Here is a 19,082-nt window from a genome sequence, read left to right as displayed (position 1 = left end):
GGCTTACTCGGAAGTGGTCAGGGCATGCGGCATGCCCTGGCGTTGAGATGTATCGGTTTCAGCGGCTTGCGCCACGTGGACTTGCGGAACGGGGTGACGCAGCAGGAAGTACGACAGGGCAGGAATCAGCACCAGCGCGCCGAGCATGTTCCACAGGAACATGAAGGTCAGCAGGATGCCCATGTCGGCCTGGAACTTGATCGGCGACCAGACCCAGCACACCACGCCGGCCGCCAGGGTGATGCCCACCAGGCCCACGACCCGGCCGGTAAACGACACAGCGTTGCGGTAAGCCTGAGACAGCGGCAGGCCCTGGCGCTGGAAATGCAACTGCACGCTGAGCAGGTACAACGCGTAGTCCACGCCAATCCCCACGCCCAATGCGATCACCGGCAGGGTCGCGACCTTCACGCCAATGCCCATGGCCACCATCAACGCCTCGCAAAGGATCGACGTCAGCACCAGTGGCAACAGGGCGACCAGGGTTGCGCGCCAACTGCGGAAGGTGATCAGGCAGAACAGCGTCACCGCCGCATAGACGTAAAGCAGCATGGTGCGATTGGCCTCGCGAACCACGATGTTGGTCGCTGCTTCAATCCCGGCCGACCCGGCCGCCAGCAGAAACTGGCGATCTTCGCTGTTGTTCTCCCGGGCAAATTTCTCGGCGATGCCCACCACGGCATCCAGCGTCTCGGCCTTGTGGTCCTTGAGGAAGGTGATCACCGGCATCAGCGAACAATCGGTGTTGAACAACTCCGGGGAGTTGACCGAGGCTTGCTGCGCGGCGTAGTTCAGCACGTCCTGATTGCGCTGGATGCTGTTGAGCTTGGGGTTGCCTTCGTAGGTGCCGGCGGTGATTTGGCGCACCGCGTTGACCAACGAAGCCGTGGCCTGTACGCCCGGGTACTGCTGCAGTTCCCAGGCCAGACGGTCGGCGAGGACCAGCGTCTTGTAGTTCAAGCAGCCTTCCGGCGCAGTCTTGATCATCACCGCGAACAGGTCGCTGGACAGCGCGTAGTGGCTGGTGATGTAGGCGTTGTCACGGTTATAGCGCGAGTCGGCACGCAACTCCGGTGCGCCACTTTCCAGATCGCCGATCTTCAGCTGCAAGCTGACCATGAAGCCGCCGATGCCCATCAGCACCGCGACCAATACCGCCCCGGCGGCCCACTTGCGCGTGGTGAAGCGGTCGAGCAAGTCCCACAGTTTGCCGAAGCCTTTGTGCCCTTCCGCGCGCGTGTCGATTTTCAGCGCACGCTCGGCAGCCCTAGCGCCGACACCGACATAAGACAGCGCCACCGGCATCAGCAACAGCGAGGTGAAAATCAGCACCGCCACACCGATACTGGCGGTGATCGCCAGGTCGCGGATCACCGGAATATCGATCAGCATCAGCACCGCGAATCCGACGGCGTCAGCCAGCAGCGCGGTGACGCCGGCAATGAACAGACGGCGGAAGGTGTAGCGCGCGGCGATCAGTTTGTGGGTGCCACGGGCGATGTCTTGCATGATCCCGTTCATCTTCTGCGCCGCATGGGACACGCCGATGGCGAAAATCAGAAAAGGCACCAGCACCGAGTACGGGTCGATGGCATAGCCGAGCCAGGCGACGATGCCGAGTTGCCAGACCACCGCGATCAGCGAGCAGCCGACCACCAGCAAGGTGCTGCGAACGCATCGGGTGTAGGCGTAAATAATGATCAGCGAAGTGACGACGGCCAGGCCGAAGAACATCATCACCTGAATCAGCCCGTCGATCAGGTCGCCCATCAGTTTGGCGAAACCGATCACCCGGACTTTGTACTGGCCCTTGCCCTCCTCCCCGGCCTTGCGTGCAGCGCTGTCACCGGCGAATTCGATCTTGTCGCGCAACTGCTCTTCGAGCATCTGCGAAAAGGCGTGGTAGTCGATGCGCTGACCGCTGGCCGTGGCCTTGTCCAGCAGCGGCACGATCAGCATGCTCGATTTGTAGTCGCTGGCCACCAGACTGCCGACGATACCGGCGCGGGAAATGTTCTGGCGCAGCTGTTCTATTTGCTCAGGCTTGCCCTCATAGGTATCGGGCATCACCGGACCACCCTGGAACCCTTCCTCGGTGACTTCGGTCCAGCGCACCGCCGGGCTCCACAACGACTTCATCCAGGCGCGGTCGACGCCTTCGGTGAGGAACAATTTGTCGTTGACCTGCTTGAGCACGTCCAGGTAACCGGGGTCGAAGATATCGCCCTGGGTGTTCTCCACCACCACCCGCACCGAGTTGCCCAACCCGCGCAGCGACTGGCGGTTTTCCAGGAAATTCTGGATGTACGGTTGACTCTGCGGAATCATTTTTTCGAAGCTGGGACGCAGCTCCAGGCGAGTCGCGGCCATGTAGCCCAACACCACGGTGGCCAGCGCCATCAGCAGCATGAACAGCGGACGGTAGTTGAACACCAACCGCTCCAGCCGATTGCCGGATTGGCGGTCGAAGTCCCGCAGATCGCGGATCACCGGCATGGTTTCTTGTTTGATATTGCCCATGTCTGGGTTCTCGCTCTAAGGGTTCGAGGGCTTATTCAACGGACAGCGTCCGTGCACCACGGCTGCCAACCACCACCAGCGCACCGTTGGCGGCGCGCGTGACGCCCGTCACCGGAACCGGTTCGGCTTGCTGCAACCAGTGCATTTGCGCACCGGCGCCCTGGCTCACCAGCATCTGCCCGCCCTGAGTGAACAGGCGGTAATCACCATGGGCATCGACGATGCCGGCGGTGATGCTGACGCGCAGGCCACTGTCCTGCGGGGTCCAGCTGAGACCGCCATCGGTGCTGCGCAGCACATTGCCGCGCAAGCCATACACGAGCGCTTCCCCGGGCTTGCCGAGCACACCGAAAAAACTGCCCTGATAAGGTGTCTGCACAGCGGCGAAGCGCTGTTGGGTGTCATTCCATTTCAGCAACAAGCCCTGCTCGCCGGCGATGTACAGCGCATCACCGGTGGAGGCGATGGCGTTGAGGTGAAAGCCCTGCGGGTTGTCGGTGCGGTCCTGGAACGGGGTCCAGCTCTGGCCGCCGTCTTCGGTGCGCAGGATCAGGTTGAACACCCCGACCACATAGCCGAGGCGGTCGTTGGCGAACCAGACATCGAGCAAGGGCTTGTCGGCGCCCTGCGCCACCAGGCGCTCACCTTCGGCGACCAACAGTGGCCATTGTTCGTTGCCCGGTTCTGCACTGACCAACGCGCCGTAATGCTTGACCAACAAGGCACCGATCTCGCGGCCGTCCAGTTGCTTGCGCCAGGTCGCCCCCGCGTCGTTGCTGTGCAACACCACACCGTCGCCGCCCACCGCCCAGCCCTGAGTGGCGGATGGAAAGCTGACGGCATTGAGGTCGGCACTGACCGGCACCGCTGCCTGCTGCCAGTGCTGGCCGGCATCGTCGGAAAACAGAATATGGCCACGCTGGCCGACGGCGATCACGCGCTCACCGGCGCGGGCCATGCCGGACAACGGACTGTTGATGGCCAAGGCACTGACCCTGGCGGGCAGGTCCAGCACATCGACGTAATCGGCCGCGTGGGTGACGCCCTGCAACAGGCCGAGCACAACCCCAAACGCCACCTGCAAATAATTCTTATACGAACACATACCGCGTCCTCTTCGGAAAACCGCGCCGGGACACACATCCGTGTGTCTGACGTTCACACCTGGCGCCCACGACGATCGGCGTGCACCAACCGCCGCAGGGTCCACGCCTTGTGAGCCGTGGACCTTGCGGGCGCTTTTTTGCGTTTGGCTTAGCGAATGCCGCTGCCGGCCAGGGATTCCGACGACCATTGCGCCTTGGAGAGCGGATCGATGTACTTGATGCCGCCGTACGGCCCGACCACGCCGTTGATGTTGTAGGACCCCCCCACCAGGTCGTAGATCATGAAGGGCGTGGAATCCGGGATCTGCTTGTCGTAGCTCTGGCTGAGGAACGCGAAGGAGCCACGGTACAGCTGACCACGGGCGTCGTATTGGTCAGAGGCCAGAGCGGTCCAGCTGTCTTCATCGAGGTAGAAGCGGCGCTTCTGATAGATGTGTCGAGCGCCGGACTTGAGGTTGCCCTCAACCACCCAGACACGGTGTTTTTCCCAACGCACATAATCGGGAGCCAGGTGATTGGCGGTGGTCAGCGACTTGGGATCCTGGGCGTAAGTCAGCTTGTAGGTGTTGTACGGCACGATCATTTCCTGCTTGCCTACCAGCTTCCAGTCGTAACGATCCAGTGCACCGTTGAACACGAAAACATCATCGTAGGTGCCCGCGCCGGCGGTGCCGGGGTTAGGCGTGTCGTAGGCCAGGTTCGGTGCCAGCTTGACCCGACGCTGGCCAGGCAGGTACTGCCAGGCGCGACGCGGTTGCTGCAGCGGGTTGGCGGCGTCCTTGAGCATCACCGCTTCACCGGCCCGGCGCGCGGGGCCGGTGTAGGACAGCTTCATCTGGTAGTACACGTCGGCGCTGCTGATCGGCTGCGCGAGGTTTTCGTAGATCGGATAGGAAATGAACGCCTGGCCGGTAGTCGCCAGGCTCGGCACGCCAGCGGAGTCAACGTTCCAGGAGTCGTACTTGGAGTTGATGCTCACGCCTTGATAGCGCAGCAGGAAGTTCCACATCGCTTCGTTGCCCGACTGCGGGATCGGGAACGGCACGCCCGGCAGCACGTTATCGATGGCCAAACCGCCTTCGAGGGACTTGGCGCCGCTGGCATTCTTCACGCCGTTGTCGAGGATGGCTTTGGGCAGCGAAACGGTGCGGTGGGTCGGGTAGACATTGACGTGGAAGCTCGGGAACCGTTTGGCCAGTTCCGCCGTGGTTGCACTGAGCAAGCCCTTGTACTGATCGACGTTTTTGCCGTCGATCACCAGCAACGGTTTTTCGTTGACGAAGGGATCCGGACGCATGCTGTCACCGGCTTTGAAGCTGGCCGGCGGCGTGGTCAGGCCACCGTCATAGGCGGGAATGGAACCATCAGCGTTCCCGGCCTTTTCGGCGCCCACCAGGGTCAGGCTGCTGCCCAATTTGGCGGCGTCCTGAGTTGAAACAGCGGCCTGTGCCTGGGCGGCAAGGACCATGGCCAGCGACGCGGCCAACACGGTTTTTGCGAATTTCATCTTGTTATTCTCCTGCTTGCATTGAGCAAATCAGTGGTGCATCAAAAAGTTGTTTTCATCGTCAGGTAAACGGCGCCACGGTCCTCAGTCGTGGCCCCTCCACCGGAGAAGGCTGAGTAGCCACCGCCGTAACAGGCGTAGTTTTCATTGCCGCTAAAGGCATTGGGAGTGGAGCCGTCGCCGCTGCCGGCATTGGCCGCGCCGGTGCTCAGACCGCTGGTGTCGCACTTGTCGGTCTTGCCGAAGGAGTCCACGTACTTCAGGTCGACGAAGTATTTGTTGTACACAACGGCACCCACGCCCACGGCATAGTTACCGGTGTCTTTGGCGCCGCCACCGGACACTGGCGACACGCCGGCAAGGCCCACGTTGACGGACATCGGTGCGTTGAGGTCGACGCCGGGAAACACCTGGTACCAGGTCGGCGTGAAGTTGACCGCGATGCCCCAGTTGTCCCGGGTCGGCTGGTCGATGCCGCGATAGGTGTCCTTGCCCTTGTAGAGCGCCTCGTTCTTGCTATCGAGCTTGAGCAGGTTGCTGTAATACAGCTCGCCCAGCAGGGTTGCCGAATCGAACACCGGCGTTTTGGCAATGGTCATCAGACCGTTGAGCGTCCAGTGCAAGGTGTCGCCGGTGGCGGCCATGCTGTCGCCCCTCTCCGGGGTGTCATACACCACACCGGTGGCAGCCGTGCGTGCCGGCAACAGGCCAAGACCCGCGCCCAGGCCCAGCGGACTGTTGGTGCTGACAATCGCCGGAATACTGGCCAGCGGCATGTTGTGACGAATGTTCAGGTCCGACCCCACACTCACCCCGCCCACATCCTTGGACAGGCTCAGGCCAACGATCTTGATGTTGTCGGCGTAGGCCATTTGATAGGTGGCGGTGCTCAGCGAGTTGAGCGTATTGACCACCGCAGGCACTTGCCCAGCCGGCGGGGTGCCGTTGGGGTTGGCAGAACTCAGGCCTCTGGCATCCAGCCATGCTTGCGGCAGGATTTCCGAGGTTTCGCGGTAGTAAACACCAAGGGTGCCATCCAGCCAGGCCGGCGACCACTTGGCCATAACGCCCCAGTCACCGCGCTTGTCCGGCGTCAGGTCATGACCGCGACGCACATTGGTCAGCCCGTTGCAGGGCGCCAGACCACAACCCAGCGGACTGCCCGGCACCACACCATTGGTGTTGCCCAGCAGGAAAGATTGCGCACCGAAACCGACCAGATCGGAACCGCCGTAATAAGTGCCGGCTTCCGGCAGGCGCGCGGCGTCCCAATCGAGGAAATACTGGGCACCCACGGTCAACTCGGGATTGACGGTGAACGACATCGACAACTGATTACGCGGAACGAACAGTTCCTTGGCTTCGGTACCGGGCGAGGCAGCCAGTTTGGCCAGGTCCAGACCGGATTGGCCGTAACTGATCGAGTGCACCGGGTTGAGAATGGTCTCGCCCCAGAACACGTTGTGCTGTCCGGCCTTGACGCTGAGCAGCGACTCCTCGCCCACTTCGGTGCTGTAGAACACGAAGGCATCGAGGATTTCGCCGGACGGTCCGGTGTAATAACGCTGGGCATAGTTGCTCAGGTGCGGGCTGCCGTTGCCGACGTTGTCACCGGTGACTCCGGCCAGACGTGGGTCGTTGGCGACCAGTCCCGACCTTGCGTCGTTGCCGTTGACGAACGGGTTGGAGTTGGAACCGGTGTTCTCGTAGGCCTTGTCGTACCAACTGGCGGCGCTGACACGAAAACCCATGTGGTTCTGGTAGACCACATCCATCTCGGTCAACAGGTCGACACGGTTGGTGATGTTGGTCCCGGCCTTGCGGAAGTTGTAGTCGCCGTCGTTGTTGTTCGGCGTTGCCAGCATGCGTTTGTCAGCGCTTTCGGTGCGTACGCCGTAGTTGTACTTCACGGTGTTATCAAGACGTACGGTCCAGTCCGGGTTACCTGTGTCGAGCTCGATCGCCTGCGCGACCGGCACGGCTGCGGCCAGGATGGCCGAGGCCAACAAGGTGTAACGCGAGGGTGCGAACCCGTGACTCTTATTGTTGTGCATTGCGTTGTCTCCGCCTTTTTGTATTTGTTTTAAGCGCAGCCGCCCTCGCGCAACCCCTTGTTCCAGGGGTTTACGGTTTCAGGAGTGAGGGCAAATGCCGGATGGCGCGGGCCAACCGGCGCCTGAACTAGCGATCCAGCTCGAGGATGAGGGCTTCGGCTTGTGGCCAGTGCCCATACCCGGCAGCAGGATTGAGATGACCGACTTCGCCGAGATTGAGCAGTTCGCTGCCCCAGCCTTCGGCCATGCGCGTGGCGGCGTTCAGGCTGGCGAGGTGGTCGTTGGTACTGGCGGCCACTAGACTGCGGAACGGCAACCGGCCTTTGGGTAGAGGGTCCCAACCCTGGGTACGCAGGGTTTCAACGGATGGGTAGCCTTGCGGCCATTGGGCATCGAGGTCCGGCGGAGCGGCCAGCAGCGCGCCTTTGATCGGCCGACTGTGCCGCGCAGCCCAGTGCGCAACCATCAACACGCCGGCGCTGTGAGCGACCAGAATCACAGGCCCGTCGATCTGTTCCAGCTCATGCTGAATCGCTTCGACCCGCTTGCTGCAATCAAGCTTGTCGGTGTCCAGCGGCGGCACACTGCGTACCTTGCACAGCCTGGTTTCAAGCAGCGTTTGCCAATGCTCGGCAACGTGCTCGCGCAGACCTGGTACGATCAGAACGGTTGCTGCAGTTTGCAGTTTGTTCACTTCAACACCTTCGCTTTCTCGATGACTCGACTGGCTCTGTTCGCCAGGGGCTTCTTGTAGGACTGACATTAAAGAGCGCCCGCCCGAGGCGCTTTTCATTAGACGTCAGGCACTTTTCTTTTCATGACAAATTTCCAGGTGTTGGGCACACAGCGACCATTGGTCGAATATCCCCGCAGGTTCTCTACAGCTCACTGTAATCAATGGGTGAGCGTCGATTGCTGTACAACGACGGTGTGATTTTGGACAGCATTTAGCGAGCGCCCTCGCCAACGTCACAACTGTTCAATTGTTGATGTGCTGGATATAGTCGCCACGCAAATTTGAATCGCAACCGGCCCAGGAAAGACCTTCGCATGCCCAAGCTTGTTCGCGCCGCCGTCTTGACCAACTACCTGGAGGTCACTCAGTACCTGGGGTTCAACCCGCGCGATGTACTGGCCGGCGTCGGCTTGAGCAAAGCCAAGCTGCAAGCCCCTGAACATCGCATTCCCATCGATGCCGCCGTGCGTCTGCTGGAGGACTCGGCCGTCGCCAGTGGCTGCCAGAGTTTCGGCCTGAGCATGGCCGAGTCGCGCCAGCTCTCGGACTTCGGCGTGGTCAGTCTGCTGCTCAGTCATCAGCGTACGTTGCGTGACACCTTGCAAGTGTTGGTTCACTACCGTCATCTGATGAACGATTCGCTGGCCCTCTTCATCGAGGAGGCGGGCAAGATGGTGATCATTCGCGAAGAGGTGGTCACCGAATCGCCGATGCCCTGCCGACAAGCCAATGAACTGGCGATCGGGGTGATGTTCCGCCTGTGCGCTGCCCTGCTCGGCGCACACTGGCAACCCTACAGCGTCAACTTCACGCACCAGCCTCCCGACAACCTGCAACTGCATCGCCGTCTGTTCGGCTGCAAACTGGAGTTCGGCAGCGAGTTCAATGGCATCGTCTGTCCCAATGCCAGCCTCGACATGACCAACCCCCATGCCGACCCGGCCATGGCGCGCTACGCCCAGAGTTACCTCGACTCACTGCTGAACCACGAAGGCCCTTCGATGCTGTTCGAGGTGCGCAAAGCCATCTACCTGCTGCTGCCGATGGGACGCGCCACCATCGAGCAGATCGCCCAGACCCAGGGTATGAACGTACGCACCCTGCAACGTCGCCTCAAAGACGACGGCTGCGCCTTCAACGACCTGATCAACGACGTGCGCCGTGACCTGGTGTTGCGCTACCTGGAAAACCCGAATTACTCGTTGGGCCGGATCGCCGACATGCTCGGCTACTCCATGGCGAGTTCCTTCACACGCTGGTTCATCACCCAGTTCGGCATGCCGCCGGCGGCTTGGCGCAGCGCGCAAAAACAACCCAAGGCACCCAGCGAGCCGAGCACCCTGCCCGCCCCCACGGAACCCTGAGACGACTGAAAGGCCCCCTGGGACTTCCACAAAAAAAAACGGCGACTGCTGGTACAGTCGCCGCAAAAAACCGGCGTTTGTGACACCGGTCGGGAGCCCCACTGCGACTAGGAGTCGACCGCAGTGCAGCCCTGCCATAAAGCGTTTTGCGTCAGGTTCTAAAGCCCCCAACGCAGCAACAACAGCACCAGCACGACGAGAAATACCGTCTCCCCCACCATCAACAGGATCGGCTTGATGCCGACAGCGGCCAGCTCCTTGAGTTGGGTTTTCATGCCCAGAGCGCTGATGGAAACCACCAGGCACCAGCGCGACAATTCATTGACCGATCCCTGCACCACCGGGGCCACCCAGCCGGTGCTGTTGATGCAGGCCAGAATCAGAAACCCGACAGCGAACCATGGCAGCAGCGGCGGTCGTTTGCCGGTCGGGTCGGCGCCCTGCATGCGGGTGATCATGGCGGCACAGACGATCACCGGCAGCAGCATGGCAACCCGCATCAGCTTGACCACCGTGGCCGTATCGCCAGTCTCGGTCGACATGCTGTAACCGGCACCGACCACTTGGGCGACATCGTGAATGGTCGCCCCCAGGAGCACGCCCGCCACTTGTGGCGACAACGACAGCCAGTTGGCAATCATCGGGTACACGATCATCGCCAGGGTCGACAGCGCCGACACCCCGATCACCGTGAATAACGTCGCGCGTTCTTTCTGCGGATGGTTCGGCAATGCCGCCGCCAGCGCCAACGCGGCCGATGCACCACAAATCGCCGTGGCGCCCCCGGTGAGCATGCCGAACAAACGCTGAAAGCCCAGCGCCTTGGCTGCGATCACTGAAACGCCGATGGTCACCACCACCAGAATCACCACCAGGGCCACAGGCTTCCAGCCCAGCGCAGCCATCTGTTCGAGGGTGATGCGCATGCCCAGCAGCGCCACACCAATGCGCAACACGGTGCGCGCCGTGAACTCGATGCCAGCCTTGCAGGCACCGTCACCGGCCAGGAAGTTCACCGCCATGCCCAGCAACAAAGCAAACAGCATCACCGGCGCGCCGTAGTGCTCGGACAAAAAGGACGCAGCCGCTGCAACGATCAGACTGACGATAAAGCCCGGCGCCAATTCGCGCGTTCGGCTGTGGATACGGGTGAGAGCGATGGCGCTCATGGCGCGGACTCCTCGGGAACGATGACGATGAATGCCTGGCCGTCGATAATCTCGACCGGGTAGTTGGTGACTTTGACTGCGGTGGAATTGAGCAAGTAGCCGCTGCGCAAATCGAAGCGCAAGCCATGGGCGCAGCACTGAATCACTCGCCCCTCAAGGCGCCCGCCACACAGCGAGGCGCCCTGGTGCGGGCAACTGTCGTCGATGGCGAACACGTCACCTTCGACGTTGAATAACGCCAGGCTTTTGTTATCGAATTCGAACAGTGCACGACCGCCCGCCTGCGGGAGTTTTCCGACAGGCACGGGGATACGCCGGTTCATGCAGGTTGCCGCTCGTGATCACTTTCTTTCAGTGCCTGGCTCATGGCCCCGAGCAGCGCCTGAGCAGGTTGTGCACCGATCACCGTCATGCGACGGTCGAACTGAAAGCTCGGCACCCCACTGGTCGCGCCGGGGAAGCCATCGAATGGCGTGGCGTCGCCCCTCAGGCAATCGAGCACGACGTCCGCATCGATGCCGCAGGAGCGGGCAATGGCGAGCAAGGTCTCGCGGCACCCCAGGTTTTCGCGTTTGCGGAAATAAGCGGTGAACAGCCGTTCGAGCAACATTTCACGCTGAGCAGCATTGCCCAATACGCTGACTCGTTCGAACAAACGGTGGGCGTCTGCGGTGTTGGGCATCGTCTCGATGTGGCTGAGGTCGATGGCCAGTCCAACCGCCGCGGCAGCCTGCTGTACCTGGGCCTGGCGCATGGTCATAGCGTCGGCATTGCCCAGACGCTTGCGGTAGAAATCGGCGAAGGGCTCACCTTGTACCGGCAACTGAGGCAGCAACTGCACGCCATGCCACACCGTGGTGATCTGCACATCCGGGTGGCGACTGCGAAACTGTACCTGCGCATGCTCCAGTTGACGCTTGCCGATCAGGCACCAGGGGCAGATGAAATCGAAGAACACATCAATACGTAAACGACTACTCACAACTTCACCTCTAACACCGCTTTGCTAATCGAATCGTGGACGTGCTCGCCCTTAAGCCGGGCAATGTCCTTGTGGTAATGACACTTGGCATAAAAGAACACGGCCCCAGCCGCGATGCTGACCAGCGGCACTAATTGAAAAGCAGCCTGCAAGCCAATGAGGTCGGACACCTTGCCGGTGATGAACGGCCCAGGTGCCAGCCCCAGCATGTTGTTGGCCAGGGTCAGCGTGGCGAAGGCCGTGCCGTGGACTGAGTAATGGGTCAGGTTGGCAACCATCGCTCCGCAAGGGCCGGTCGTGCCGGCGGCAATCAACATGCCCAGGCAGATCAGCACCAATTGCACAGGCCCTGCCGGCAGGGCGAACGCCGCCGACAACAACAGGCAACTGCCCAGGCAATAGGTGATGGCCAAAGTGACTTTGCGCTCCGGCGAATGGCGCGACAGTCGATCGCTGAGCATGCCGCACAGGATCATCCCCGCACCGCTGCACAGCACGATGATCGCCGCGACGCCGCCCGCCTTATCCGTGGCCATGTCGTAATAACGATTGAGGTAACTGGGCATCCACACAATCACGGTGCCGCCGACGAACAGTTGCAAGCCACTGCCGATGTAGGCAGCGATCACCGAACGGCTGGAAAACAGCGTACGCAACGGACGCTTGACCGCTGCCGCCGCCTTGTTCGCCGCCAGGGAGGCACGTTGCGGCGCAATGCGTGCTTCCTTGACGATGATCGGGTAAAGCACTGCCAGCAGCAGGCCGAACAGCGCCATGCCGGCAAACGACCAGCGCCAGCCAAGCTTGGCGGCGATTGCACCGCCCAGCGCCATCCCTAATACCGAACCGAACATGCCGCCCGCCATGAAGGCACTGGCCAGCGTTGCGCGCAGGTGTTTGGGAAATACCGAAATCACCACCGCGATGCCGACGCTGCCGTACGCCGCTTCGCCGACGCCGACCATGAATCGTGCAATGAACATCTGCTGATAGTCCTGCGCCACTGCGCAACCCAGCGTCGCCAGACTCCACAGCAAGGCCATCAGCGCCAGGCTCTTGACCCGGCCGAAGCGATCCGCCAGCAATGACAGCGGAAACGTCAGCAGCCCCACCATCAGCGCGACAATGCCACTGAGCAGGCCGAGCTGACCGTCGCTCAGGGCCCATTCGCCCTTGAGCATCGGGAACACCGCGTTCAACACCTGGCGTGACATGTAATCGGAAATCAACAGCCCGAACGTCAGTGCGAAGACGATCCAGGCATACGGTCGCGCAACACCGACAGCACAGTCGTCATCGTCTGCGGCGATTGGGTGAAAGGCCATGCAGCCTCCTCAAAGCTTTGTTTTATTGTTGTTATCAAGCGTGTTGCAGTGCAGCGAGCGGGAGGCCATCGACCTCCCGCTTCGTCTGCCGATCAGCCGCGTTGCGGCACACCTTTCTGCCCAGCCTTGCGGTTGGGGGCCATGCCGTTGGCCAGCAGCGTTTCTTCGATGCTCTGGTACTGCACGCCGATGCGGTAGATCTCACGGGCTTCTTTACCGGTGGCGATTTCGCGACCCAGTTCATGGGCGATACGCACGGTCTGCTTGATCTGCGCAACTGAGCCGAAACGATCGCCCTTGTGATCAATGATAGTGTCTTCATTGCCCACACGCGGGTGCATACCCATGGCCATCGACATGGTGTTGAACGGCATGACGTTCTTGAGCAGCGACTCGGAGGTCAGGGTGCAACCGTCTGGCGCGCGGTGGATGAAGTTGAAGAAGTTGAACGGATTGGGGCCATCGAAACCGCCACCAATACCGATCCAGGTCAGGTTCAACGGGCCCTTGTAGACGCCCCTGCGCACCAGACGCTCGAGGGTTTCCATGGCGTGCATGCCGGTCAGCTGGAAATGCGGCTGGATGCCGTTGTCCATCAGACGCTTGAGGTGCTCGGCGACCCAGGCCGGACCTGCCGGAACGGTCATTTCACTGTAGGCGGCCTGATACAGGGGATTGGCCAGGGACGTGCCTTCCAGGTATTCCGGATACAGCAGTTCCATGATGTTCATCTGGGTGGTGTTGATCGCCACCGTGACCTGATCCGGTTTTGGCGTCAGCTCGGCCAGCATGTGGCGCGTATCGTCAGACAGCCACTTGGCGGCTTCGCCATCGCTTTCCGGCGCGAAGGAAATCGAACCACCGACCTGGATGATCATGTCCGGCACGGCTTCACGCACGCCGGCGATCAATTCGTTGAATTTGGACAGACGCTTGGAACCCTTGCCGTCCAGCTCGCGCACGTGCAAGTGCAAGACGGTGGCGCCGGCCTCATAACATTCGACCGCTTTTTGCACCTGTTCGTCCATGGTCAGCGGGATGTCTTCGGGGAAGTCTTCCGGCATCCATTCCGGGCCGTACGGGGCCACGGTGATGACCACCTTTTCCATGTTTTCCGGGTGCAGGGAATCGTCGAAGAATTGCATGAGTTACTCCTGTTTTTATGATTGTCGCGCCCACCCGGGATCGTGCCGGGCAGACGTGTTTACGAGTGCGAATGCAGAAGGGGTCGATCAGTAGGTCTTGTCGCCGATGATCCCGGCACGCTCCATCTTGCGATGACACGGCGGGTAATCCATGACGGCGTAGTGCTGGGTGCTGCGGTTGTCCCAGATGGCGATGCTGTTGGGTTTCCAGCGCCAGCGCACCTGATACTCGGGGATGTAGGCCTGGCTGATCAGGTAGCGCAGCAACTCGCTCGCGCCAGGGTTGGCGTCCTGGCCGAAGCGCACCCGCTCGGGGGTGTGGTAGTTGCTCAAGTGCGTGGTGAAGGCGTTGACGAACAGCACCTTCTCCCCGGTTTCCGGATGAGTGCGCACCACCGGGTGCTCGGCATCCGGGTACATCGCCTTGAGCGCCAGACGTTTTTCGATCGGCATGGCGGCGCCAAAGCTTGCTTCAATGCTGTGACGGGCGCGCAGGTCGGCAATCTTGACCTTTACGTCCTCCGGCAAACGAGCGTAGGCCTCGACCATGTTGGCCCACATGGTGTCGCCGCCCACCGGCGGGCACTCTACGCAGCGCAGCACGCAGCCCATCGGCGGCGACTCGCGCCAGGTCGCGTCGGTGTGCCAGGCGTTTTCGTAGCGGTCCATCGGCTGGTCCGGGTTCTTGTAGATGCGCACCAGCCCGGGATGATCCGGATCACTGCCGGCCACCGGATGATCTTCCAATTCACCGAAGCGGCGAGCGAAGGCCACGTGCTCGGCGCGAGTGATGTCCTGATCGCGCAAGAACACCACCCGATGCTTGAGCAACTGAGCACGAATCTCGGCAAAAAGACCGTCGTCATGGACCGCGTCGGCGAGGTTCACGCCGATCAGTTCGGCGCCAATGCTGCAGGTCAATTGTTCGACTTTCATGGCAGACGACTCCCTTAAATAACGAAAATCGAAGAGCCCGTGGTTTTGCGTGATTCCAGGTCGCGATGGGCCTGCACGGCATCCTGCAAAGCATAGTGCTGGTTGATCTCGATCTTGATCCGACCGCTGCCAACGTGGTCGAACAATTCGCCGGCCAGGGCTGCTTTTTCCGCCGGGTCGGCGATGTAATCGGCCAGGGCTGGACGGGTCATGAACAGCGAGCCTTTCATCGCCAGCAGTACCGGGTCCAGGGCCGGGATCGGACCGGATGCCGTGCCGACGCACACCATCAGGCCACGACGCTTGAGCGAGTCCAGCGAACCCATGAAGGTGTTCTTGCCGACGCTGTCGAACACCACGTTGACACCGACACCATCAGTCATTTCACGCACGCGCTGGGCGACATCTTCATGGCTGTAATTGATGACATGGTCGCAGCCATGGGCACGGGCGATTTCACCCTTGACCTCGGTGGACACGGTGCCGATGACGGTCAGGCCGAGCAGCTTGGCCCACTGTGAAACGATCAGGCCCACGCCACCAGCGGCGGCGTGCAGCAGAATGCTGTCGCCGGCCTTGAAATCGTAGATGCGCCGCATCAGGTACGACGACGTCAGGCCGCGCATGGTCATGGCGGCGGCGGTCTCAAAACTGATGGTTTCCGGCAGTTTGATCAGCGGCGCGGCCGGGATCAGACGCTCGGTGCTGTAGGCCCCCAAGGTATTGAGAAAACCGGTATAGGTGACGCGATCACCCACACGGACATTGGTGACTCCCTCGCCGATGGCCTGGACCACACCGGAGGCTTCAACCCCCATGCCATTGGGCATCGGGATCGGGTAGGTGCCATTGCGAAAGTAGGTGTCGGCATAGTTCAGGCCGACCGCCACATGACGAAGACGAACCTGGCCTGGACCGGGGTCGCCAACTTCGACCTCCTCATAACGGAGGACTTCGGGACCACCGGTTTCGTAGAAGCGTACGGCTTTGGCCATTTTTTCTTATTCTCCAATCTGCAAGATGGGCGTGCTGCGTCGAATTGCGCTGATTGGACTGTAGGACGCCGTCTGGGGAGTCGCTTCTCATCAGACGACAATGGCTTTTCATTTCATGACAACTGTGTGTGTTGTCCGAATCCTGGAAACGTAAAAGCACGGCAAGTGTGGGCTGATGCCGGGATACATATCCGTTTCTGCGGTCACGGCGGCTATTGGTTTCGCTTTTACAGCGAGTCACTTGGAAGAGCCCCAAGTAACCAAGGGCTCTTGCCCCTGTCGTTCGGTGCCTCGCCTAGGCTCGGCATGCCCTCGCTCCGGTCCTGCTCCGTGGGCCCGCCGCCATCGGCCATCCATGGCCGGGGGCGGCTAACCCGGCATCCATGCCGGGTTGCCCACTGCGCAGAACCTCCACTCGGCCTCTCGAGGGGGCGTGCACCGCAAAAACACCGCGAGGCGGCCTACCGGCCGACCTGTCTCTTCAAGCGTACGCATTCCCCTGTGGGAGCGAGCCTGCTCGCGAAAGACGTGAACGATTACGCGTGCTGTCTGAATGAACGCGGTGTCTTGACGTTTTTCGCGAGCAGGCTCGCTCCCACAGGAACCAGTGAGTGCCGGGAGCTGTTGATTTTGCTTTGGCTTTGGCTTTGGCTCTGGTTTTTGATCTTGATCTGCTTGCCCCTTTCCCAGAGGCCGAGCGCAGGTTCTGCGCAGTGGGCACCGCGGCAAGGATGCCGCGGTAGCCGCCCCCGGCCATGGATGGCCGATGGCGGCGGGCCCACGGAGCAATGCCGGAGTGAGGGCATGCCGAGCCTAAGCGAGGCACCGAATGGAGGGGCAAAGCGTTTTGCTTCCTTTTGGGCGTCTGCAAAAGGGAGTCGCTGTAAGAGCGAAACCGCCAGCCGCCATCACCGCAGAAACGGATATGTACCCCGGTTTCGGGGGGTAGATTCAATGGAGCTGACGTTGTCTCTGTAGCTCCATCTTCAGCCAGGTACTCGTCGGCTGGACGCCTGTTGAGCAACGCACTTGATAGGCTTTGCCACTCATGCTGCTTTTAGTGGCAGCAAGATCGATGAAGTCTTCTGCACTGCTCACCAGATTCTTGCCTTCAAGATAATTCAGCTTCTTTTCGAGATGTGCCCGAGCCTGGGGTCCAGGGTACTCACTGCCGTTGCGCACGAACTTACACTCGCTGCGCTCCACAAAATCCAGCAAGCCCTTTATCTCCTGGTTCGCCTGTGGCGAGATTTGAGCCTGTACACCGCCCGCCACTGCAAAAAGGCCGATAGAAACAGCGATCAGCCATCGGCGGAAAATGGGTCGAATTACCGCTACGTTCAAAACCCACATGATACTTTCCCTGTCCTGAAAACGATGACTGTAGCGCGGCATCGCCCGAGCAGCCAGGGCTGGGCCAATCCGCATGCACTCCCCCTGCGCGATATTCTTCGTTCGAAAGGATCAACCTGGAAAAGAGAAAGGGGATCAATGAGCCCAACGTCTGTGCGCGAGCAGTTGGCCAAAGTCGCAGTTACTTATCCCTGTATCGGCATCAGACTCATTGATCATTGCCCAGCTCAATGTTGGGCGATTTCCATCTAACCGAATGGAGATGCATTGGCGCGTCAATAGCAGCCATGCACTATTTTTTTAACAAAACAACTTCTGCACGTCTAATCACCTTTTCCCCGGCCTTACAGGCTCCTTATAGGCTCAGGAAATATCCCCTTGGAAGCCAGCCACCACCATTCGTCGCATCAGAAACGTAGCGCGATTTTTTTGACAACGTCTGGCTCAAGGTTTGCACAAGACGCTCGTAGCAGCCCCAGAACGACATAATTCTGACGCGGCAGCACTTTAATTAACGCTTAGGACGCCAGCAATGCGCTTGGTCAGTCACCGGGAGATGTAACGTGTCAACTCTCAATGAAATCGCAGCGAACCACGCGAGAATGGCTAAGGCTCTTGTCGAAGAGTCGACCGGGCTGAGTGAGCGCCACACCCAGATTGTGGAAAGTTTCGAAGTTCCATCCATGGATGCGCAACACGTGCCTCTGCACCTTATCGCCGGAGTGCAGGACAATCACTTTGGACAGGCAACGAGTTACTGACTCTAACCGCGCTTGATCCGGGCAGCCTGTTGGGCAAGCTGTAACGGTCGAATACCACTTCTTGACCTAAACTCAACTAACTAGCCCGTTGGGGAGCTGCCGGAGTGGCATTCCCATGCTCGAAAATTTAGAGATGTCGCGTGTCAAGCGCTTCGCCGCAAACGTGGCCGGCCGAGATTTCGCGGTCGGTGACATTCATGGCCATTTCACTCGATTGCAGGACGCTCTGGATGCAGCCGGATTCAACCACTTGGTAGATCGCCTGTTCAGTGTTGGCGATCTGATTGATCGTGGGCCCGAGTGTCACGATGCGCTCGATTGGCTGGACAAGGCATGGTTCCACCCGGTGCGAGGCAACCATGACGACTACGTGGTGTACTTCGATACCTGCGACGTCGACAGCTGGATCGACAACGGCGGCTCATGGTTCTTGGACCTGTCGCCGCTCGAAAAGCAAGCATTCGCGGCGCAGTTCGCCAAGCTCCCTATCGCGATCGAAGTCGAAACGGCCTACGGCCTGATCGGCATCGTGCATGCCGATTGTCCATTTCCATCATGGCAGCAACTGCGAAACGAACTGGAGTCGCCGGAAAGCAACAGGCGTCTGCAGGAGGTGCAGCACTACTGCATGTGGTCACGAAGGCGGATCGATCAGCACGAGGCGCATGGCGTTGAAGGACTGCGCGCACTGGTCGTAGGGCATACGCCGCTTTATATGCCCGTCAGCCTTGGCAATGTGATTCACATCGATACGGGTGGCTGGAGGCCGGACCGTGGTTATTTCACCCTGCTGGATCTCGAAACGCTCGAAACCATCCCCGCAAGCTGACTCAACACAATTCGGCCACTCAAAAAAAACCCGGCCTCATCAGCCGGGTTTTTTATTAGCTATTCAGGTGGCATCACTGCCACCGATCATCAACAGCACTTCGGCCCAGCCTTGCTTCCGTAACGAGCTTCCTGGCGTTCCCGAAAAAACACCTCGTAACTCATCACTGGCTTGTCCGGGTGCTTGGTCTGCATGTGCTCGACGTAGGTGTCGTAGTCGGGCATGCCGACCATCAGGCGCGCCGCCTGACCGAGGTATTTACCGAGGCGACTCAGGTCATTGAACATGCTGCAATCCTCG

17 protein-coding genes are annotated in these 19,082 nt (G+C 60.5%); 3 read left to right on the top strand and 14 right to left on the bottom strand.

From position 1 onward, the window contains the following. Window positions 1–3 precede the first annotated feature (3 nt). From PMI27_RS25835 to PMI27_RS25855, 5 genes are all read right to left on the bottom strand, one after another. Window positions 4–2,520, bottom strand: a complete 2,517-nt coding sequence (locus PMI27_RS25835; RefSeq protein ID WP_008155057.1) for an efflux RND transporter permease subunit — start codon at window positions 2,518–2,520, stop codon at window positions 4–6. Window positions 2,521–2,551: 31 nt separating this feature from the next. Beyond that, a complete protein-coding gene (locus tag PMI27_RS25840) occupies window positions 2,552–3,625 on the bottom strand; it encodes a WD40/YVTN/BNR-like repeat-containing protein (protein ID WP_008155058.1) in 1,074 nt (357 codons plus the stop codon). 149 nt (window positions 3,626–3,774) lie between these two features. Further along, window positions 3,775–5,133, bottom strand: coding sequence for a DUF1329 domain-containing protein (locus tag PMI27_RS25845; RefSeq protein WP_008155059.1), 1,359 nt, complete (start codon window positions 5,131–5,133; stop codon window positions 3,775–3,777). Window positions 5,134–5,174: 41 nt separating this feature from the next. Then, window positions 5,175–7,187, bottom strand: a complete 2,013-nt coding sequence (locus PMI27_RS25850) for a DUF1302 domain-containing protein (RefSeq protein WP_008155061.1) — start codon at window positions 7,185–7,187, stop codon at window positions 5,175–5,177. A 127-nt stretch (window positions 7,188–7,314) separates the two neighbouring features. Next, on the bottom strand, window positions 7,315–7,881 hold the full coding sequence (locus PMI27_RS25855; protein ID WP_033053036.1) for an RBBP9/YdeN family alpha/beta hydrolase: 567 nt from the start codon (window positions 7,879–7,881) through the stop codon (window positions 7,315–7,317). A 356-nt stretch (window positions 7,882–8,237) separates the two neighbouring features. Here PMI27_RS25855 and PMI27_RS25860 point away from each other — a divergent pair, with 356 nt between their 5' ends. Continuing rightward, window positions 8,238–9,287 carry an AraC family transcriptional regulator gene (locus PMI27_RS25860; RefSeq protein WP_008155064.1) on the top strand — a complete coding sequence of 350 codons (1,050 nt, stop codon included), beginning with the start codon at window positions 8,238–8,240 and terminating at the stop codon, window positions 9,285–9,287. Window positions 9,288–9,445: 158 nt separating this feature from the next. Here PMI27_RS25860 and PMI27_RS25865 read toward each other — a convergent pair whose 3' ends face one another. The 8 genes from PMI27_RS25865 to PMI27_RS0229080 form a co-directional block, all read right to left on the bottom strand. Then, complete coding sequence (locus PMI27_RS25865; RefSeq protein ID WP_008155066.1) at window positions 9,446–10,456, bottom strand: YeiH family protein; 1,011 nt, start codon at window positions 10,454–10,456, stop codon at window positions 9,446–9,448. Next, window positions 10,453–10,779: a Rieske (2Fe-2S) protein gene (locus tag PMI27_RS25870; protein WP_008155068.1), complete on the bottom strand. Its 327-nt coding sequence runs from the start codon at window positions 10,777–10,779 to the stop codon at window positions 10,453–10,455. The genes PMI27_RS25865 and PMI27_RS25870 overlap by 4 nt, the downstream gene beginning before the upstream one ends. Further along, complete coding sequence (locus tag PMI27_RS25875; protein WP_008155070.1) at window positions 10,776–11,438, bottom strand: DsbA family oxidoreductase; 663 nt, start codon at window positions 11,436–11,438, stop codon at window positions 10,776–10,778. The genes PMI27_RS25870 and PMI27_RS25875 overlap by 4 nt, the downstream gene beginning before the upstream one ends. Next, entirely contained in the window at window positions 11,435–12,763 is a 1,329-nt protein-coding gene (locus PMI27_RS25880) for an MFS transporter (RefSeq protein WP_008155071.1), read from the bottom strand. The genes PMI27_RS25875 and PMI27_RS25880 overlap by 4 nt, the downstream gene beginning before the upstream one ends. Before the next feature lie 92 nt (window positions 12,764–12,855). Then, on the bottom strand, window positions 12,856–13,908 hold the full coding sequence (locus PMI27_RS25885; RefSeq protein WP_008155072.1) for a 3-keto-5-aminohexanoate cleavage protein: 1,053 nt from the start codon (window positions 13,906–13,908) through the stop codon (window positions 12,856–12,858). A gap of 87 nt (window positions 13,909–13,995) precedes the next feature. Next, the gene (locus tag PMI27_RS25890; protein WP_008155073.1) at window positions 13,996–14,844 is read right to left on the bottom strand and encodes a TauD/TfdA dioxygenase family protein; all 849 of its coding nucleotides are present in this window, start codon (window positions 14,842–14,844) and stop codon (window positions 13,996–13,998) included. 14 nt (window positions 14,845–14,858) lie between these two features. Further along, window positions 14,859–15,839 (bottom strand): quinone oxidoreductase family protein, encoded by a 981-nt coding sequence (locus PMI27_RS25895; protein ID WP_008155074.1) that lies wholly within the window; start codon window positions 15,837–15,839, stop codon window positions 14,859–14,861. 951 nt (window positions 15,840–16,790) lie between these two features. After that, complete coding sequence (locus PMI27_RS0229080; RefSeq protein WP_050595015.1) at window positions 16,791–17,192, bottom strand: DUF5329 domain-containing protein; 402 nt, start codon at window positions 17,190–17,192, stop codon at window positions 16,791–16,793. Window positions 17,193–17,755: 563 nt separating this feature from the next. Between PMI27_RS0229080 and PMI27_RS25900 the strand changes: the two genes are divergently transcribed. Both PMI27_RS25900 and PMI27_RS25905 read left to right on the top strand, forming a co-directional pair. Continuing rightward, entirely contained in the window at window positions 17,756–17,953 is a 198-nt protein-coding gene (locus PMI27_RS25900; RefSeq protein ID WP_008147028.1) for a hypothetical protein, read from the top strand. A 115-nt stretch (window positions 17,954–18,068) separates the two neighbouring features. Beyond that, window positions 18,069–18,782 (top strand): metallophosphoesterase, encoded by a 714-nt coding sequence (locus PMI27_RS25905; protein WP_008147030.1) that lies wholly within the window; start codon window positions 18,069–18,071, stop codon window positions 18,780–18,782. A gap of 89 nt (window positions 18,783–18,871) precedes the next feature. On the opposite strand, the gene PMI27_RS25910 is transcribed toward PMI27_RS25905, so the two are convergent. Continuing rightward, the gene (locus PMI27_RS25910; RefSeq protein WP_007900300.1) at window positions 18,872–19,069 is read right to left on the bottom strand and encodes a YbdD/YjiX family protein; all 198 of its coding nucleotides are present in this window, start codon (window positions 19,067–19,069) and stop codon (window positions 18,872–18,874) included. Window positions 19,070–19,082: the final 13 nt, after the last annotated feature.

The sequence above is a fragment of the Pseudomonas sp. GM41(2012) genome (assembly GCF_000282315.2).
In the GTDB taxonomy this organism is placed as follows: domain Bacteria; phylum Pseudomonadota; class Gammaproteobacteria; order Pseudomonadales; family Pseudomonadaceae; genus Aquipseudomonas.
This window is presented reverse-complemented; position numbering and strand designations above follow the sequence as displayed.

Coding starts and splice junctions, on each gene's coding strand:
- PMI27_RS25895 (WP_008155074.1), bottom strand. CDS start 15,839: ATGGCCAAAGCCGTACGCTTCTACGAAACCGGTGGTCCCGAAGTCCTC.
- PMI27_RS25850 (WP_008155061.1), bottom strand. CDS start 7,187: ATGCACAACAATAAGAGTCACGGGTTCGCACCCTCGCGTTACACCTTG.
- PMI27_RS0229080 (WP_050595015.1), bottom strand. CDS start 17,192: ATGTGGGTTTTGAACGTAGCGGTAATTCGACCCATTTTCCGCCGATGG.
- PMI27_RS25890 (WP_008155073.1), bottom strand. CDS start 14,844: ATGAAAGTCGAACAATTGACCTGCAGCATTGGCGCCGAACTGATCGGC.
- PMI27_RS25860 (WP_008155064.1), top strand. CDS start 8,238: ATGCCCAAGCTTGTTCGCGCCGCCGTCTTGACCAACTACCTGGAGGTC.
- PMI27_RS25835 (WP_008155057.1), bottom strand. CDS start 2,520: ATGGGCAATATCAAACAAGAAACCATGCCGGTGATCCGCGATCTGCGG.
- PMI27_RS25880 (WP_008155071.1), bottom strand. CDS start 12,763: ATGGCCTTTCACCCAATCGCCGCAGACGATGACGACTGTGCTGTCGGT.
- PMI27_RS25845 (WP_008155059.1), bottom strand. CDS start 5,133: ATGAAATTCGCAAAAACCGTGTTGGCCGCGTCGCTGGCCATGGTCCTT.
- PMI27_RS25910 (WP_007900300.1), bottom strand. CDS start 19,069: ATGTTCAATGACCTGAGTCGCCTCGGTAAATACCTCGGTCAGGCGGCG.
- PMI27_RS25870 (WP_008155068.1), bottom strand. CDS start 10,779: ATGAACCGGCGTATCCCCGTGCCTGTCGGAAAACTCCCGCAGGCGGGC.
- PMI27_RS25865 (WP_008155066.1), bottom strand. CDS start 10,456: ATGAGCGCCATCGCTCTCACCCGTATCCACAGCCGAACGCGCGAATTG.
- PMI27_RS25885 (WP_008155072.1), bottom strand. CDS start 13,908: ATGCAATTCTTCGACGATTCCCTGCACCCGGAAAACATGGAAAAGGTG.
- PMI27_RS25840 (WP_008155058.1), bottom strand. CDS start 3,625: ATGTGTTCGTATAAGAATTATTTGCAGGTGGCGTTTGGGGTTGTGCTC.
- PMI27_RS25905 (WP_008147030.1), top strand. CDS start 18,069: ATGCTCGAAAATTTAGAGATGTCGCGTGTCAAGCGCTTCGCCGCAAAC.